The 16,272-nt window shown below is 66.6% G+C and carries 15 protein-coding genes; 3 read left to right on the top strand and 12 right to left on the bottom strand.

Features of this window, described 5'->3' with window-relative positions; translation table 11 throughout:
• Positions 1-8: 8 nt before the first annotated feature.
• Entirely contained in the window at positions 9-677 is a 669-nt protein-coding gene (locus QH276_RS19955) for a PadR family transcriptional regulator (RefSeq protein WP_280400386.1), read from the bottom strand.
• Between the two features lie 93 nt (positions 678-770).
• Here QH276_RS19955 and QH276_RS19950 point away from each other — a divergent pair, with 93 nt between their 5' ends.
• Both QH276_RS19950 and QH276_RS19945 read left to right on the top strand, forming a co-directional pair.
• On the top strand, positions 771-1,118 hold the full coding sequence (locus tag QH276_RS19950) for a hypothetical protein (RefSeq protein ID WP_280400387.1): 348 nt from the start codon (positions 771-773) through the stop codon (positions 1,116-1,118).
• Positions 1,111-1,830, top strand: a complete 720-nt coding sequence (locus tag QH276_RS19945; protein WP_280400388.1) for a Dabb family protein — start codon at positions 1,111-1,113, stop codon at positions 1,828-1,830. Before QH276_RS19950 ends, QH276_RS19945 begins: the two co-directional genes overlap by 8 nt.
• Here QH276_RS19945 and QH276_RS19940 read toward each other — a convergent pair.
• From QH276_RS19940 to QH276_RS19890, 11 genes are all read right to left on the bottom strand, one after another.
• Complete coding sequence (locus QH276_RS19940; RefSeq protein ID WP_280400389.1) at positions 1,810-2,676, bottom strand: alpha/beta fold hydrolase; 867 nt, start codon at positions 2,674-2,676, stop codon at positions 1,810-1,812. The genes QH276_RS19945 and QH276_RS19940 overlap by 21 nt on opposite strands.
• A 143-nt stretch (positions 2,677-2,819) precedes the next feature.
• Complete coding sequence (locus tag QH276_RS19935) at positions 2,820-3,080, bottom strand: hypothetical protein (RefSeq protein WP_280400390.1); 261 nt, start codon at positions 3,078-3,080, stop codon at positions 2,820-2,822.
• Between the two features lie 330 nt (positions 3,081-3,410).
• The gene (locus QH276_RS19930) at positions 3,411-5,384 is read right to left on the bottom strand and encodes a flavin-containing monooxygenase (RefSeq protein ID WP_280400391.1); all 1,974 of its coding nucleotides are present in this window, start codon (positions 5,382-5,384) and stop codon (positions 3,411-3,413) included.
• Positions 5,381-6,265 carry an SDR family NAD(P)-dependent oxidoreductase gene (locus QH276_RS19925; protein WP_280400392.1) on the bottom strand — a complete coding sequence of 295 codons (885 nt, stop codon included), beginning with the start codon at positions 6,263-6,265 and terminating at the stop codon, positions 5,381-5,383. The genes QH276_RS19930 and QH276_RS19925 overlap by 4 nt, the downstream gene beginning before the upstream one ends.
• Positions 6,265-7,155, bottom strand: coding sequence for an SDR family NAD(P)-dependent oxidoreductase (locus QH276_RS19920; RefSeq protein ID WP_280400393.1), 891 nt, complete (start codon positions 7,153-7,155; stop codon positions 6,265-6,267). The genes QH276_RS19925 and QH276_RS19920 overlap by 1 nt, the downstream gene beginning before the upstream one ends.
• Before the next feature lie 58 nt (positions 7,156-7,213).
• Complete coding sequence (locus QH276_RS19915) at positions 7,214-8,194, bottom strand: alpha/beta hydrolase (RefSeq protein ID WP_280400401.1); 981 nt, start codon at positions 8,192-8,194, stop codon at positions 7,214-7,216.
• Positions 8,195-8,263: 69 nt separating this feature from the next.
• Positions 8,264-9,883 (bottom strand): flavin-containing monooxygenase, encoded by a 1,620-nt coding sequence (locus QH276_RS19910; RefSeq protein ID WP_280400394.1) that lies wholly within the window; start codon positions 9,881-9,883, stop codon positions 8,264-8,266.
• A gap of 438 nt (positions 9,884-10,321) precedes the next feature.
• A complete protein-coding gene (locus QH276_RS19905) occupies positions 10,322-11,269 on the bottom strand; it encodes a VOC family protein (RefSeq protein WP_280400395.1) in 948 nt (315 codons plus the stop codon).
• A gap of 25 nt (positions 11,270-11,294) precedes the next feature.
• Positions 11,295-12,479: an acyl-CoA dehydrogenase family protein gene (locus QH276_RS19900; protein ID WP_280400396.1), complete on the bottom strand. Its 1,185-nt coding sequence runs from the start codon at positions 12,477-12,479 to the stop codon at positions 11,295-11,297.
• 41 nt (positions 12,480-12,520) lie between these two features.
• Entirely contained in the window at positions 12,521-13,708 is a 1,188-nt protein-coding gene (locus tag QH276_RS19895; RefSeq protein WP_280400397.1) for a Rieske 2Fe-2S domain-containing protein, read from the bottom strand.
• A 207-nt stretch (positions 13,709-13,915) separates the two neighbouring features.
• A complete protein-coding gene (locus QH276_RS19890; protein ID WP_280400398.1) occupies positions 13,916-15,004 on the bottom strand; it encodes a ferredoxin--NADP reductase in 1,089 nt (362 codons plus the stop codon).
• 243 nt (positions 15,005-15,247) lie between these two features.
• On the opposite strand from QH276_RS19890, the gene QH276_RS19885 reads away from it, so the two are divergent.
• Positions 15,248-16,048 carry an IclR family transcriptional regulator gene (locus QH276_RS19885; protein WP_280400399.1) on the top strand — a complete coding sequence of 267 codons (801 nt, stop codon included), beginning with the start codon at positions 15,248-15,250 and terminating at the stop codon, positions 16,046-16,048.
• The last annotated feature ends 224 nt before the right edge of the window (positions 16,049-16,272 follow it).

Here is a 16,272-nt window from a genome sequence, read left to right as displayed (position 1 = left end):
CACGGTCGTCACGAGTCGTGGGAGGAACCCTCGCCCACCGTGCGCCATCTACCCGGCTGCCGCGGTATCGGCATATCGTTTTCGTCACGCATCGCCGATTCGCGATACCGGGCGGCCACCTCATCGATCTCGGCCAGCAGCTGCTCGGCCAGTTCTATTTCTGCCGCGAAGTACCGTTGCGACCAGCGCAGGCTCATCTGGGTGAAGGCCCAGCCGGGTTCCGGTTCGGAGTGGTCGGCATGCACCTGCGCCTGCTGGGCCCGGTCGCGCAGGTTCTCGATATGCCTGCGCACGATCGTCTTCAACTGATCGGGGTCGTGCAGATGGCCCATCCAAAGCCGAAGCATCACACCGTGTTTGAGCACCGGCATATCGACCTCGGCATCCCGCGACCAGTTGCGCAACGCGCGCAGGCCGAGATCGGTGATCCGGTAGAGTCGCCGGCCGCGCACCCCCTCATCGGCGACCACATGGGAGTGCACCAACTCGAGCTCCTCGAGCTTCTCCAGCGCGCCGTACACCTGACTCACCGACGGGCTCCAATAGAAGAACCCGATACTCCAATCCGCCCATTTCTTCAGATCGTTGCCGGTCAGCTCCTCACCGAAGGACAACATGCCCAGGACGGCCCAACTGGTCGCGGGCAGGTTGGGGTACGAATCAGGGTCGGCGGCCATGATCGTGCAGCCTACAAGGCATCCCACGGTCAGAACTCCCGACCACCGGGAGACACCGGCACCGGCCCAGACGGCAGCGCTTAGGTTCGGAACATGGACGACCGCACCATCTTCATCATCGATCGGATCGTGCTCACGCCCGGTAGCGCACGCGCCTTCATCGACGCCTATCTCAGCGGCTACGCGCCGCGGGCACGCGAACGGGGGCTGACGCTCGATCGGATTCTGGTGAGCCCGCCGGCCTGGATCGACGGTGAACAGAACACCGTCACCGCCACCTGGACGGTGCCCGGTCCCGGAGCCTGGTGGGCGGCAGCGGTCGATGCCCGCCACGACCCCGAACCGGCCCGGTGGTGGGAATCGATGGCGCCGATGATCGTCGAACGAACCCGGTCCATGGCGAGCCGCGCCGAGGATGTGGAAGGACTGTGCGATGTATAAGGTGACGTGTCTGCTACGCCTCGCGGATCCCGCCGACACCCTGACCACGGAGATGACCGTCAAACGCATCACCGCGGCCGCGGAAGGGGCGGGGGCGCAGCGACCGCTGGTCGCCCGGACACTGCCGGGAGTGCGCAACGGCGGCGATCTGCTCGCACATTTCCGGTTCGCCTCGAAAGCCGAGTGGCTGTCCGTTCGCGACGCGGTCCACGAAACCATGGCATGCCCGGCCATCGACCATATCGACTCCGCCGAGTATTCCGGTGGCCGTGCCGGAGACGGCCGCAGCGGGCGTCGCAGCGACGCGCACCCATCGACGGTCTACCGCACCCTGCTCTTGCGCGTGGACGATGCGGCCACACCGGCCGAAATCGCCCGGTTCGAACACGCGACCCTGCAAATGCCGCGCCATATACCGGCCATCCAGGCGTGGCAACTCAGCCGCGTCGAGCATGCCGCGGGCACCTCCCGATGGACGCATGTCTGGGAGCAGGAATTCGCCGATGTCGAGGGCCTGCTCGGTCCCTATATGAACCATCCCGTGCACTGGGCTCTGGTGGACCAGTGGTTCGACCCCGAGAGCCCCGAGCAAATCGTCAAAGACCGTATCTGCCACAGCTTCTGCGCGATTCCGGAGCCGGTGATCGAACCGGCTCCGGAATCGGCGTCCTCGACGGGGGGCGATCCCGCGTCAGCGGCGGAGGAACGCTAGGACGGTCGCTTCCCAGGCTTCCTTCTGCTCGATCATCACCCAGTGGCCGCAGTTGGGGAAGATGTGTACCTCACCGTTGCGGAGGGTGCGCATCGGGAGCAACGCCATATCGACCGGGCTGACCCGATCGTCACGTCCCCAGGTGACGAGGGTGGGTACCGCGAGCCCGCCCAGTTTGGCCCAGTTCGGTGTGGTGTCCACGCTGCGGGCGGCCGCGGCCATCCGTGCCAGCGCCGCGCTGCTGTACATCCGGCGCGAATTCTCCAGCGTGGCCGGATCGGTGGCCTGCTGCCAGCGTTCCTCGATCAGCTCCTCGGTTACCAGCGACTGGTCGAACACCATCGAGCGCAGCCACGCCACCAACGCTTCGCGGGTGGGATTGTCGACGAACTCGCTGAGCCGGATGATTCCTTCCCCCGGCTGCGGGCTGAGCACCGGGGTACCGATACCACCGATGGTGACCAGCCGCTCGACTCGGTCGGGGGCGGCGAGTGCGAAATCGGTGGCCACGAAACCACCCATCGAGTTGCCGATGATGCGGACCCGGTCGAGTCCGAGGCCGTCGAGGAATGCGGTGACCGCCTGCTGGGCCGACATCATCGGGTGCACCGCACCGAAATCGTCGCTGACACCGAATCCGGGCAGCTCCAGGACCAGGGTCCGGTAGTGCTCGGCGAAGGTGGCGAAGTTGCCGCCGAAGTTGCGCCAGCCGGTGACTCCGGGGCCGGATCCGTGCAGCAGCAGCAAGGGCGCGCCGTCGCCGGCTTCGCGGTAGCGCAGTACGCCTCGTTCGGTGGGCAGTTCACGCAATTCGGGAACAGTTCGGGTATCGACTGGGGTACTCATGGCTACCGAGCCTGCCACCGGCGTGGGGCTGCGTCGGCGCATGCTCCCGGTGAGCGGCACAGCCACTCCCGGCCAGGCCACGACATGCCGAGCACCGGCGCCGCGGCGGACCGCAGGACCACGGAAGTCCGCGACGGTGCAGGTCAGTGCAGTCTGGGAATTGCTTCGCCGTGTGGCAGCTCGAGCCGCGATTCGGGCAGTACCTGCTCGCGCACCGCGCGATCGATACTGCGATGCAGTACCTCGCATTCGCGTTCCCGGTCGCCGATACCCCGGCTGCGGGCCGCGATCACCGGGCATTCCCGGGGATCGGAGGTCCATTGCACCGCGGTATGGACGGGGCTGAACTTTTCCACCAGCACCCGGTTGCCACACCTCTCACAGGCGAGCGGTCGCATGGTCATCGCTTCCACCCCTTCTTACTGGGTTCACCTGTCATAAGACCACTCCTCCTGCTGGGTATGCTCTCGGTGCGACGGTATCGGCTCCCCCACCGGCAGGGCCTGCGCCTCCCGATGACCGGAACGACCGATTCGGTTCCACCAGCGCAGCCGCGGTGAGAGGGGCCACCGTGCGGCGGGCAGGGATCGTCAGCCCGATACGGCCGAAGCCGGCCGGCGGGAACTCGATGAGCTCGTCGCCGACCGGCTGCCCGGGCGAATGTGTTCGTATGCTACGCGTTCGATGATCCGCTGCGGAAGGTCACCGGAGCAGAGGCGGCGACCTCCACGCGGTCATTTTCCGGCGCTACCGTTCGAGATGAATGTCAGGTCCTCCGGCTGCGGCTCCCGCATCAGGGTCCAGTAGTCGACCAGGCGCCACGGACAGGGCACCACGGCCCGGCCGGAACTGTTGCGGTAGTACCCGTTGGTCTCCGCGCCGGGATGTACCCATACGGTCTCGTCGAGTGCTTCGTCGACTCGCCTGTTGTACTCGTCCTGCGCCGCCTGGGTTACGTCCATGGCGGCGTGCTCGTTCTCGAGCAGGTACTGCAGGCATTCGATGACGTAGTGGACCTGTTCCTCGCCGGTGATGTTGTGGCCGGCGCCGTGGTTCGGAGCCGAGTTGGGTCCGGCGGTGATGAACAGGTTCGGGAAACCCGATACCTGCACGCCCCGATAGGCCCGCGGGTCCTCGCCGCCCTTCCAGAGTTCGGCCAGGGTACGGCCGTCCCGGCCGGTGATATCGATCGCGGTGGTGAACTGGAGCCGGAATCCGGTGGCGAGCACGATCACGTCCGCGGGGATGAATGTTCCTTCTGTGGTGACGACACCGTCCGGGGTGATCTCCCGGAAGGCCGCCCGGTGCAGATTCACATGCTCCCGGTTCAGCGCCGCGAAGAATCCGGGGTCCTTCACGATCCGCTTCGAATACGGCCGGAAGTCGGGGGTGAGTTTCTCGATCAGATCGGGGCGATCCGGGAAGCTCTTCTGCAGATACTCCAGCGCCGTGTTCAGCACCATATCGTTGGCCGGCGAGGCCGATCGATGGGTGGCCGCCCACTCTTTGTCGATACGAGGCAGTACGTAGAGGTTGTCCGAGGCGAACCAGTACGTCCGCAACCGGAACCACCGGTCGTAGAACGGCAGATTGGCCATCGCCCACTTCTCGCCGTCGGGCACCTCCCCGCCCACGGTTTTCTCCGGGACGAGCCAGTGCGGGCTGCGGACCACCACGTCCAGCGATTCGACATCGTCCACGATATCGGCCACCACCTGCACCGCGGTGCAGCCGGTGCCCAGGACGACCACACGCTTGCCGCGCAGGTCGAGATCGGTATCCCATTCGGCGGTGTGGGTGATCGTGCCGGCGAACGTGTCCATACCCGGTACGTCGGGGATATTCGGGGCGTTGAGCATGCCGAGTGCGGTGACGACCGCACGCGCCCGATGGTGGCGCACCGTGCCGGTACGGTCCTCGGTCACCACCTCCCACCGGTTCTCCTCGTTCGACCAGGTGGCCGACCGCACGCGCGTGCCGAACCGGATGTTCTCGCGCAACCGGTACTTCTCGACCACGTCGAGCAGATAGTTCTGGTATTCGACGCCGGTCGGGTAATACTTCGACCAGTTCGGATTGAGTTCGAACGAGTACGAGTAGTAGTGGCTGGGGGTATCGACGGCCGCACCGGGGTAGGTGTTGCGATGCCAGGTCCCGCCGATATCGTCGCGTTCCTCGAAGATGGTGAACGGGAAGCCGGCTTCGCCCAGTTTGATTCCGGCGTTGATTCCGACCATTCCGGCGCCGATCACGATGACTTCGAAATCGGCGGGCGGTGTGGTGGTCACCGGCACATGGCGCCGGTCCTTCTCGAAGCCCGCCTGTTCCAGCAGGAGCGGAAGGAACTCGGTGTCCACTCGTTCCGAGGTGCATACGGTGGCCATCCGGCCGAACAGTTCCTCGTCGGGCACCCCCAGCTTCGGCTCGACTCCGGGCGTGAGGAGTTCGCGGGCACGGGCGCGGATATCGGCCGCTACGTCTTCGGGATAGGTGCCGGGCGGAGTGGCCGGCCGGGTACCGGTGCGGTAATGGTTGCCGGGTTCGGTGATGGTCAGCCGGGCGCCGAATTCCTCGAGCAGGCCGATATCGCCGGTCGCGTGCACCATCGACATCAGCAGCGGGGCGGGGTCGGCCTCCGCTATCGCGTTGTGCAGCAGAGTTTCCGGCTCGGCGGAGGCGTCGATACCGGCGTCGATGATGTCTGTCATGAGCTGCCTTCCGGAAGCGGCACGCCCATCCGGGCGAGCATATCGCGTGGGTTCGAGGGCGGGTTCTGATCGATGAGCTGCCGGCCGCGCCGGGTCGCCGCAGCCGTGCACATCTCGTCGTCGGAGAAGACCCAGAAATCGCCGCGAGCGATCTGTTCGAGCATATGAGCGGCCGCGTCGAGCGGATCGAGCCCTTTCTCGACGTTGTCGCGCTGCATGGCCGCGAAAACGGCGTTCGCGGTGGGGTTGTCCGTGGGCGCCTCGCGCTGGGCGGCGAGGAAGATCTCGCTGCGGATGGAATGCGGGACGACCGCGCTGACCTGGATCGGCGCGCCGACGATGGACAGGTCCTGGTGCAGGCATTCGGTCATCGCCTGTACCGCGAATTTGCTGACGATATAGGGCGATTGCACCGCGACGGTGTTGAGCCCGCCGACAGAGGACAGGTTGGCGATACAGGCCGGTGTGCCGGCGTCGATCATCCGCGGCACGAATGATTTCAGGCAGTGGAAAACGCCGTCCACATTGATCTGCATCACCCGCTGCCATCGCTGCGGGTCGATGTCCCACAGCAGGCCGGACGATTCGACACCGGCGTTGTTGATCAGCAGCTCCACGCTGCCGTAGCGCTCGAAGACCGTCGCCGCCAGCGCCTCGACTTGCGCGAGGTCCGCGACATCGACGCCGAAACCTTCCGCGCGGCCGCCATTTTCGACGATCTGCGCCGCTGCCTCCGCGGCGCGTCCGGTGTCGATATCGGCGACGACGACGAACATTCCGTACTCGCCGAGGCGCTGCGCCAGCCCTTTTCCGATCCCCGCCGCGGCGCCGGTGACCACGGCGGTCCCCCGCCCGAACCGTTCCTTCGCGGTGGTGGCCATCAGATACCCTCCGGCCTGATGTTCGGGTTCGCCCACGCCGGCGGCTCACGCCGCGGCAATTCGGTGCGTCCGTCGAGCGACATGACGGGGGTGTTCGTCGCATACGGGTAGTGCAGGCTGAAGGCGACCAGCCCGGTGCGCTCGGCCGCCGGCATCGTGCACATCTCCAGCACCGTCTGCACGAGATATTCGACCGGTTCGGTGTCGTAGCCGTCCGGCAGCAGGGCCGCCGCGCCCGGCGTCATGACGGCGGTCGACGGTCCTACCGCGTTGACCGCGATACCGTCGTCGAGGACTTCCGCGGCCAGCCCCTGGGTCAGCCGGTGCAGACCGGCCTTCGCGGAAGCGTAGACGACATCGCCGGAGGTCTTGTTGTACTCCCGGAACGGCCGGATGGGGTCGAGCCCGGTCGAGGACCCGATATTGACGATCCAGCCCGCACCACGCCGGCGCATATGCGGGATCGCGGCGCGGCTGAGCACGAACGGGACCTTCAAATAGTGCTCGATGGTCCGATCGAAGGTCGCATCGCTCATCTCGGCGATCGAGCTGTAATCGGCGAACCCCGCGTTGTTGACCAGAATGTCGATACCGCCGGCCGCTTCGACGACCTTGCCGATCAACCCGGCACGCTGCTCGGTGTCCTCGAGGTCGGCGGGGATCGCGATCGCCTTACCGCCGGCGTTCTCGATCGCCCGCACGGTCTCGTTCAGCGAACCGGACAGCAGATGGGTCTCGCCGTCGCGGACCGACGGTGTCGGTGCCGCGGCCGACCGGGCGGTGACCACGACGGTCGCGCCCTCCGCCGCCAGCCGCTGCGCGATCGCGCGACCTATTCCACGGCTGCTGCCGGTCACCAGGGCTGTCCGGCCCGCCAATCGCTGCGCCATAGTCCTCTCCGTGCTCATCGGGTTCGCGTCCGGTCCGGTAGTCGTCCTCCGGTGGCCGTCATCCGGCCGCTCCGCTCATATCGGTGGCCGGCGAGTTCTCGGACGTCGCGAGCACATCCCGCATCAGTTGCCAGAGTTTCTCGCGGGCCGGGCCGGTGAGCGAGAGCGACGGGAAGGTCAGGAAACCGTGGAACAGACCGTCGAACCGGTGTGCGGTGACCGGAACCCCTGCCGCGGCGAGCCGCCGGGCGTAGTCGTCACCGGCCGAGCACGGCGGGTCGAGTTCGGCGGTCGCGACGATCGCCCGGGGCAGTCCGGCCAGTGATTCGGCGCGGGTCGGGACGAGATACGGGCTGTCGGTTCCGTGCGGCGCGTACTGCTGCCAATACCAGCGCATGGCCTTGGTGGTGTTGTAGTAGTTCTCGCCGTAGAGCCGGTAGGACTCGGTGGTGAAATCGTCGTCGATCACCGGGTAGAGCAGGACCTGCGCGGCGATCGCCGGGCCGCCGCGGTCGCGGGCGGCCAGGCTCACCGTCGCCGCCAGATTGCCGCCGGCGCTGTCCCCGGCCACCACCAGCCGGGCCGGGTCGCCGCCGAACTCCGCGGCGTGTCCGGCCATCCAGCGCACCGCGGCGTACATATCCTCCAGTGCCGCCGGTCCGGGATGCTCGGGTGCCCGCCGGTAATCGACCGAGACGACCACGACATCGACCGCCGCCGCCATCGACCGGCAGAATTCGTCGTGACTGTCGAGATCGCAGAAGACGAAGCCACCGCCGTGGGCGAAGACCACCACCGGCCGCGGACCGGTGCCGCCGTGCGGGACGTAGACGCGAACGGCCAGGTCACCGCCCGGGCCCTCGATCGTCCGGTCCTGTGCGATCCGCATCTGCGGTTCGCGGGTCAACGGTGCGCGACGCGCGGCGATGATCTCGCGTAGCTCCGCCGCCGTGTGCTGGGTGACATCCGGAAACGATTCCAGTGCCGAGAGCATCGCCTCGACATCCGGATGCAGGTCGGACCTTCGTTGTCCGCCCATCTCGACCACGTCCTCACATTTCGTCGTACGGGAAAGGCACGCTCGTGCCGGAGTATTCGATGCGGAAGCTCAGTTGCCGGCGGTCCGGCCGTCGAGCGCGAAACCCTTGTATCCGGCCTCCGCCACCTCGGCGCAGAGCGCGTTGTAGTTTCCGAAACCGCCGATGTAGGGCATGAATACGCGTGGTTTACCGGGGATATTCGCGCCCATGTACCAGGAATTCGCGGACGGGAACAGGGTGCCCGCGGCTTTGGCGTTGCATTCGGCCACCCATTCGTCGGCCGCTTCCCGGGTCGCTTCGATCGTGGCGATCCCGTGGGCGTCCAGGTGGTCCATACAGTCGGCGATCCAGTCGACGTGCTGCTCGGCCATCAGGACCATATTCGCGAGCACGCTGGGGCTGCCGGGGCCGGATAAGATGAACATATTCGGGAAACCGTCGACGGCCAGCCCGAGATAGGTGCGCGGTCCCGCCGACCATTCGGCGCGCAGTTCGCGGCCTTCCCGGCCGCGGATATCGATCCGTGCCAGCGAACCGGTCATCGCGTCGAAACCGGTCGCGAAGATGAGAATATCCAGCTCGTAAGAGGCCGCGTCGGTGCGCACACCGGATTCGGTGATCTCGGTGATCGGGGTGCGCCGCAAGTTCACCAGCGTCACGTTGTCGCGGTTGTAGGTCTGGAAATATCCGGTGTCGGTGACAATGCGCTTGGTACCGATGGGATGGTCGGTGGGGATCAGTTGATCGGCGACCTCCGGATCCTCGACCATCTCCCGGATCTTGGCTTCGACGTATTCGCGCGCGGTGTCGTTGGCCGCCTTGCTGACCATCTGATCGGGAAATGCCTTGGTGAACAGATAGCCACCGCGCTGCCACCATTCGTCGTACACCCGGAGGCGCTCGGCCTCGTCGACCTCCAACGCGCCCTTGGGATGCGGACTGTTCGGGGTACCGCCACCGCTGATCCGGGACAACCGGCGCCGCTCGGCATAATTGGCCTTCACCTCGGCCAGGAGTTCGTCGGACAGCCGCCGGTTACCGGCGGGAATCGAATAATTGGGGCTGCGCTGGAATACGACGACCTGTTCGGCCTCTTCGGCGATGATCGGGATGGCCTGGATACCGGAGGATCCGGTACCGATGACGCCGACTCGTTTCCCGGCGAATTCCACCGGCTCGTGCGGCCATTCACCGGTGTGATAGGTCTCGCCGGCGAAGGTGTCGCGGCCGGGGATATCCGGTTTGTTGGTGGCCGACAGGACGCCGGTCGCCATAATGCAAAATCGAGCCGTCACGGTTTTCCCGGTATCGGTCGTAATGGTCCACCGGCCGGCCGCTTCGTCGTAGACGGCCGAGGTCACCCGGGTGAGGAAATCGTAGGCCGACCGCAGATCATGGCGATCCGCCACATGCTCGAGGTAGCGCAGGATCTCCTCTTGCGTGGCGAACCGTTCGGTCCAGGTCCATTCCTGCTGCAACTCTTCGTCGAACGAGTAGGAGTAGTCGATACTCTCGACATCACACCGGGCACCGGGGTACCGATTGTGATACCAGGTGCCGCCGACTCCCTCGGCCGATTCGAAGCCGTGTACGCGCATCCCGCGCTTGCGGAACTTGTACACCGCATACAGGCCGGAGATCCCGGCACCGACGACGACGGCGTCGAAATCGCTGTCCTGGGTTGTCACAACATTCACTTCCCTCGCTGAGGTACCTGTGTTCGAAGTCAAATTAAGGGCCCTGCGGCACGAGTCGAGCGCTTGTTCCCACCCAGCGGTCCACCAATTCGAGTCCTGCCCTCCCCAGCCGGGAACCCGCCGGTCGCATTCCCCCGCGTAGCCCCGATCAGGGCGGTGACCCTGCAGCCGAGGTGCCTGGATTCAGCGGCCACCGCCCGGCGGCCCGCTGGTCGAATCCGTTCGGCTCGGCAGTCGGGTACCTGGCAGTGCCGCTTCCGCCGGTCCGGCGACCGGACCGGCCGGATCCCCGTCTGCCACACTTTCGGACCGGCTCGCCGAAGTCCGGCTACCGGCTGTCTCCAGCAGTGCACAACCGCACCTGTGGTGCGGCTGTGCACTGCTGCGGCCACCACCGACTCCTGCGGCCGGTGTGTCACCGCCTGAATTTCAGACTCGCGCCGGTTCCCCGTTGCCGGCTTCCGCGGCCCGCTGCGCTTCCTTCATCTCCCGGGCCCACATCCATTCATGGCCCCAGTAGCTGTCGGCGGTGATCTCCTCGGCCGTGTAGTAGGTCTCGTCGACGGGCCGGCCACCGGTGCCGTATTCGATATCCCAGCCGCCGGGCACCCGCACGTAGAAGGAGATCATCTTGTCGTTCGTATGCCGGCCCAGTGTCGAGGACACGGGGAAGTTCCGGGCCATCACCTGGTCGTAGGCGCGACCCACCGCGTCGAGTTCGTCCACCTCCACCATCACATGGATCAGCCCCGGATCACGGCCCTCCATACTGGGCATGATCGCCAGACTGTGGTGACGCTGGTTGACGCCCATGAACCGGATCCGCAGCGGCCCCGCTTCCGGTGGTGCGGGCATCCGGAAGGCGCCGCGGGACAGGAAGCCCAGCGTCTCGGTGTAGAAGGCGAACGATTCGTCGAAATTGGTCGTCGGCATCACCACATGCCCCAGGCCCTGGTCGCCCGTGATGAACTTCTGGCCGTACTTGGTGATCACCGGGCTGTGCTCGAGCACCGGCCCGTAGAAGAATTCCAGCGGGGTGCCGCCGGGATCCTTCATGCAGATACCGGCCTCCACCTTGCGCCGGTCGGCCAGTTCCTGCGACATGGGCGTGTACGCGAACCCGGCCTCGTCCAAGATCGCGGTCAGCCGGCGCAGCGCAGGCGCGTCGCGGACCTCCCAGCCGACCGCGGTCACCCGGTCGACATCCCCTCGTTCGACGGTGATGCGCGAGGGTCGTTCGTCCATCCGGAAGTGCAGGGCGTCGGTTTCGTCGCCGAATCCAGGCGCGAAACCCAGCACCTCGAAACCGAGTTCGCGCCAGCGGTCCATATCCGTCGCCTGCACTCGTACATAGCCGAGCGCTTTGATTTCCGTCATCGTTGTGGGTCTTCCTTCCGAGCCGTCAGATCATCACGCGCAGCGGCCCCTGCGGGACCTCTACACCGAGCGAAGCCATGGCGGCCGCGTGATAGGTGGTGCTGGTGACGTGGATGGCGTGGTGCAGACCGGCATGCGCGTCACGCCAGAACCGCTGTAACGGGTTGTCCATCCGCAGCGCGTTGCCACCGGCGCGGTCGAAGATCTCGTCGGCCGCGCGGACGGCCCGCCAGGCGGCGCGGGCCTGATCCCGGCGCACCGCGGCCCGCATTTCGAAGTCGATCTCCTCGCCCCGGTCGACCAGGTCGAAGATGCGGTCCACATTGGCCAGCAACTGCTGGCGGGCCGCGTCGATCTCCGACGCCGCCTCCCCGAGTGCGTGCAGCACGTACGGATCGTCCTTGACGAGAGTGCCGGTGGCGCCCACGCGGTTGCGCTGATAGTCGACGCCCGCCGCGAGCACGCCTTCGCAGATGCCGATGGTCGCGGAGGTGATACCCAGCGGGAACATGGTGGACCACGGCATCTTGTACAGGGTTTCGGTGACGCCGTATTCCTTGGCGGCCGTCCCGTCCATCACCTTCGCCGAATCCATCACCCGGTACTCGGGGATGAAGGCGTCCTTGACGATGATGTCCTTGCTACCGGTTCCGCGCAGGCCGACGACGTCCCAGGAATCCGCCACGATCTCGTAATCGGATCGGGGCAGGATCACGTGCAGACCTTGCGGCGGCATCAGCGGTTTGCCGTCCGCGCCGCCCACCATCGCGCCGAGGAAGATCCAGTCGCAGTGGTCGGTGCCCGACGAGAACTGCCAGCGGCCGTTCATCACATAGCCGCCGTCGGCCGGCACCGCGACCCCGCCGGGCATATACGGCGAGGCCTGCCAGGTATCGCTGTCGGTGCCGAGAACCTCCTCCTGCACCTTGGGGTCGGCGAAGGCGAGCTGCCACGGATGCACACCCACGATGCCGCCGACCCAACCGGCGGAACCGTAGAAACTCGCGGTCTTCATCACGGTTTCGGCGAACTCGCGCGGATGCGCTTCGTAGCCGTTGTACTTCTTACGCTGCAACAGCCGGATGATCCCGGCATCCTTGAGGCCTTTGGCCATATCGTCGGGCAGGCGGCCGAGGGAATCCCCCTCCTCGGCGCCGGCCCGGAGCTCGTCGGCGAGGGCGACGATCTTGTCGAGTACTTCGTAGGACATCGGGACTCCTGGTCCGGGTTGCTGAAGGGATGAAGGGATGGTCAGGAGGTCGCGGACGCGGCCTGACGGTGTGCCGGAATGGCGCTGCGCCCGGCTGCCAGATTCGCGTCGACCTCGGCCTGCCAGTTCTGCAGGGCGCGTTCGGTATCGATCTCGAACTCGAACCGGTTGACCATCTCCGGCTTGATGTCCTCGACATCGACGTAGAACTGTTCGTACCAACGGCGCAGCTGGTACACCGGGCCGTCTTCCTCGCACAGCAGCGGATTGTCGATCCGCGATTTGTTCTTCCAGATCTCGACGTCCTGTTCGAAGCCGATCGCGACGCCCTGCGCCACGGCGGCGGCGACCTGCTCGGCCGCGGCGTCGTCCATTCCGGTCGGCTTCTCGACCATGACGCCGTACTGCAGCCGGAACGAGGTCGGGGTGATCGGGTAATGGCAGTTGATCAGGTAGATATTCGGCTCACCGGCACCGGCCCGGCCGCCGCTCCAGAGCTTGTCCACCATGTAGGAAGGTCCGAAATATGTCGCGTCCGACTGGCTTTCGGTGCTGTAGTTCGTACTGGTACTCACCCCGGCCGCATCGGCACGCGGCAGCGACCGCATGATCTGGGTCGCGGTATGCCCCTCGAAGACATTGCGGAAATAGGTCGGCATGCCGTAGTGGACATAGAAGAAATGCGCCATATCGACGACGTTGTCCACGATCTCGCGGCAGTGCGAACCCTCGACCTCGATCGAATTCCACACCCAGTCCGTCCACCCGGGATCGCCGTAGGTGGGGATCGCCGGAATCGCCAGCTCGGCGGGCGGCTTACTCCCCTGCGGATCGTTCCAGACGAACAACTGCCCGCTGACCTCCATGGTCGGCCATGCCTTGGTCCGGGCAAGCGGGGGAACCCGGCGGGCATACGGGATGGCGGCGCATTTGCCGTCCCCGCGCCACCGCCAGTCGTGGAAGGGACAGGCGATATCGTTGCCCTTCACGGTGCCGTGGGCAAGATTGCCGCCCATATGCGGGCAGAACGCGTTGAGGACGTTGATTTTCCCGTCCTCCTCACCGCGGAAGACGACGAGTTCGGTGCCGAACGCGGCGATCTGGTGGGGTCGGCCATCTGCGAAATCACGGGTCAGACCCAGGCAGTGCCAGCCCCGCGCGTAACGCGCGGGCGGCGCGCCGGTGTCGATGACACGGACCTCTTTGCCGGTGTCGGTCGTGGGATTCACGATACCTCCTGGTCAAATGATTGCGACCGCGAAACTCGTCGCAGTGTGTCCACCTTCGCAGCCGAGGACCCGGTGTGACGCGGATCTCCTGCTGAGTGGGATCTTTTTCCGGCCGAGCCGGACACGCACGGCAGCGCGGACAAACCGCGCATAAAGAGCGGGGCTTTCCGGCAGCACTTCTGTGCTCGTGCCGACGTGTGCCCGAACTCAGTACTCGATCGTGATCTCGCCGCTCACCGGCTCGGCCTGACACGCCAGGATGTAGCCCTCGGCGAGATCGTCCTCGGTGAGGATCTCGTTGTGCGCCAGGTTCACCCGGCCCGCCTTCAGCGAGCAGACGCAGGCACTGCAGGCGCCCTCCCGGCACGAATAAGGAGCTTCGAGACCGGCGTCCAGGAGCGCGTCGAGAAGTTTGCGGCCGGCTGTCCACGGCACCTGATGGTCGGCGCCGTCCAGGGAGACCCGCACCCGGCAGACGACCTCCCCGGCGGCCGCCGGATCGACACCCGCCGGGTCCGGCTCGTCGGCGAACGGGTCCCTGCGTAGTGAGAGAAAGCGCTCCGAATGCACATGAGCCGCCGGAAACCCCACCTCCGAACACACCTGGGCGGCGAGATCCATGAGGGGGCCCGGGCCGCAGATGTACACAGCCCTTTCCGTGTGCGGCGCGAGCAGCGTGGACAGCAGGCGACGACTGGGGTAGCCCTGCACCGATTCGAGCACGTGCACGACGTGGAACCGGTCACCGAATCCCGATTCCAGCATCCGCAGCTCCTCGGCGAAGATCACCGCCGCCTCGTCCCGGTTCGCGTAGACGAGCACGACATCGCCCGTGCCGCCGAACAGGATGGACTTCGCGATGGCGATCACCGGAGTGATGCCACTGCCACCCGCGATCAGCACCACCGGGTCGTCGAGCGAACCCGGCGTGAACGTACCCGCCGGCGGTAACACCTCGAGCTCGTCGCCCGCCGATACCGAATCGCAGAGCCAATTGGACCCGTGCCCACCCGCGACCCGTTTGACCGTGAATTTCAGCGGGATATCGGTATGCGGCGAACTCGACAGTGAATAGCAGCGGCCGGATCCACTGCCGATATCCGGCACGCGGACGGTCAGGAACTGGCCGGGCCGGTAGTCGAAGGACCCCGCATCTCCGAGACCGGGCTCGACGACGAACGACCGGGCGTCCGCGGTCTCCTCGATCACCTCGACCACGCGGACGCGGCGTGCACGCGACTCCGTCGCGGCGGCATCGGTCTGCACCGTCGGGTCGGCACCGGTCTTCGTGGGCATCCGCTCTCCTGATCACTCGTATCCCGCCTGCGGCGTCCTGGGCGGGTTCGGGTCTCCGGCAGGCTACGGTCCCGATCCCGGCGGTTCGGGCCGACGTCTCGCTGATCGGGAGACTCGCTCGGCAGCGCGGGGTGTGGGATGCCATCGTCGGTGGCGACGCCGGACACGGTCCTTTGAGCTGCACCCAGACGTGGTAGTACCGTGATTCCTGTCACAGAGTTGTGATGCGTGCTGGGAGGCCGAATGAGAACATCAAGCCCTGCCGGGGTGCCGGTATCGGTGGTCGAGCGGATATCCCTGGTTCTGGAGACTTTCAACGGGGCCGGGCCCCTCACCCTCGCTCAGGTCACCGCGCGCACCGGCCTGCCCCGCTCGTCGGTCCATCGACTGCTCGAGCAGCTCACGAACACGGGCTGGCTCGCACGGTCCCCCGAGCAGACCTACGAACTGGGAGTCAAGGCCTACGAGATGGGCCAGGCCGCGCTGAACCAGAACCGCCTGTTGCACGGCGCGCGGCCGATCATGCAGGCGTTCGCGCATCGCACCGGACTGACCATCCAGCTCGCTGTTGTCAGTCGCGGCGATGCCGTCTACCTGGCCAAGGTCAACGGTCGCTCGTCCGGTCCCACCCCGACCGCTGTCGGGCAGCGGGTACCCGCACACCTGACCGCGGTGGGTAAGGCACAGCTGGCGTTCGCCGATCAGTCGGGCCGGCGACCGGTTTTCGATGAGCTGCGGCGGACCGCCGACGGCACGCTGGTACGGCAGACTCCGCAGAGCATGACGAGCGAAGCCCAGCTCGCCGACGATCTGGCGGCCGTCCGCGACCGGGGCGCGGCGTTCGATCGTGGCGAGGCGTTCACCGGCCTCGGTTGTGTGGGTGTCTCCCTGGGGCCGCCCGACCACATCTACGGAAACCTGGCCGGGATATCCGTGTGCGCGCCGGTCACCTCGCTCGACTACCGCACGCTGGTAGGTCCGGTGCGGGTGGCGGCCCGCGAGATCTGGGATCGGTGCGTGGCGGCGGACCTCGCGTCCCACTAGCCCCCCAGCTGCCACGGGTACGAGGACGGCCTCGTGCCGAATGTCCCGACAGTGCGGGCGGCGGAACTTCTGGAACGGCCAGGGGCCGGGGGGGGGGGGGGGGGGGGGGGGGCCCCCCCCCGGGGGGGGGGGGGGGGGGGGGGGGGGGGAAAGAATTAAAAAAAAACGCCCCCGCCCAAGAAAAACCCCCCCCCCCGGCCCCCCCCAACCCCACCCCCCCCCCC

The organism is Nocardia carnea, from assembly GCF_029869215.1.
Lineage (GTDB): Bacteria > Actinomycetota > Actinomycetes > Mycobacteriales > Mycobacteriaceae > Nocardia > Nocardia carnea_B.
Note: the sequence above shows the minus strand (reverse complement) of the source record. Positions and strands in the feature narration are given on the sequence as shown.

What these genes read in the sequence shown, in the direction of transcription:
- QH276_RS19955 (WP_280400386.1), bottom strand. Translation starts at nt 677, where the DNA reads ATGGCCGCCGACCCTGATTCGTACCCCAACCTGCCCGCGACCAGTTGG.
- QH276_RS19950 (WP_280400387.1), top strand. Translation starts at nt 771, where the DNA reads ATGGACGACCGCACCATCTTCATCATCGATCGGATCGTGCTCACGCCC.
- QH276_RS19945 (WP_280400388.1), top strand. Translation starts at nt 1,111, where the DNA reads ATGTATAAGGTGACGTGTCTGCTACGCCTCGCGGATCCCGCCGACACC.
- QH276_RS19940 (WP_280400389.1), bottom strand. Translation starts at nt 2,676, where the DNA reads ATGAGTACCCCAGTCGATACCCGAACTGTTCCCGAATTGCGTGAACTG.
- QH276_RS19935 (WP_280400390.1), bottom strand. Translation starts at nt 3,080, where the DNA reads ATGACCATGCGACCGCTCGCCTGTGAGAGGTGTGGCAACCGGGTGCTG.
- QH276_RS19930 (WP_280400391.1), bottom strand. Translation starts at nt 5,384, where the DNA reads ATGACAGACATCATCGACGCCGGTATCGACGCCTCCGCCGAGCCGGAA.
- QH276_RS19925 (WP_280400392.1), bottom strand. Translation starts at nt 6,265, where the DNA reads ATGGCCACCACCGCGAAGGAACGGTTCGGGCGGGGGACCGCCGTGGTC.
- QH276_RS19920 (WP_280400393.1), bottom strand. Translation starts at nt 7,155, where the DNA reads ATGGCGCAGCGATTGGCGGGCCGGACAGCCCTGGTGACCGGCAGCAGC.
- QH276_RS19915 (WP_280400401.1), bottom strand. Translation starts at nt 8,194, where the DNA reads ATGGGCGGACAACGAAGGTCCGACCTGCATCCGGATGTCGAGGCGATG.
- QH276_RS19905 (WP_280400395.1), bottom strand. Translation starts at nt 11,269, where the DNA reads ATGACGGAAATCAAAGCGCTCGGCTATGTACGAGTGCAGGCGACGGAT.
- QH276_RS19900 (WP_280400396.1), bottom strand. Translation starts at nt 12,479, where the DNA reads ATGTCCTACGAAGTACTCGACAAGATCGTCGCCCTCGCCGACGAGCTC.
- QH276_RS19890 (WP_280400398.1), bottom strand. Translation starts at nt 15,004, where the DNA reads ATGCCCACGAAGACCGGTGCCGACCCGACGGTGCAGACCGATGCCGCC.
- QH276_RS19885 (WP_280400399.1), top strand. Translation starts at nt 15,248, where the DNA reads ATGAGAACATCAAGCCCTGCCGGGGTGCCGGTATCGGTGGTCGAGCGG.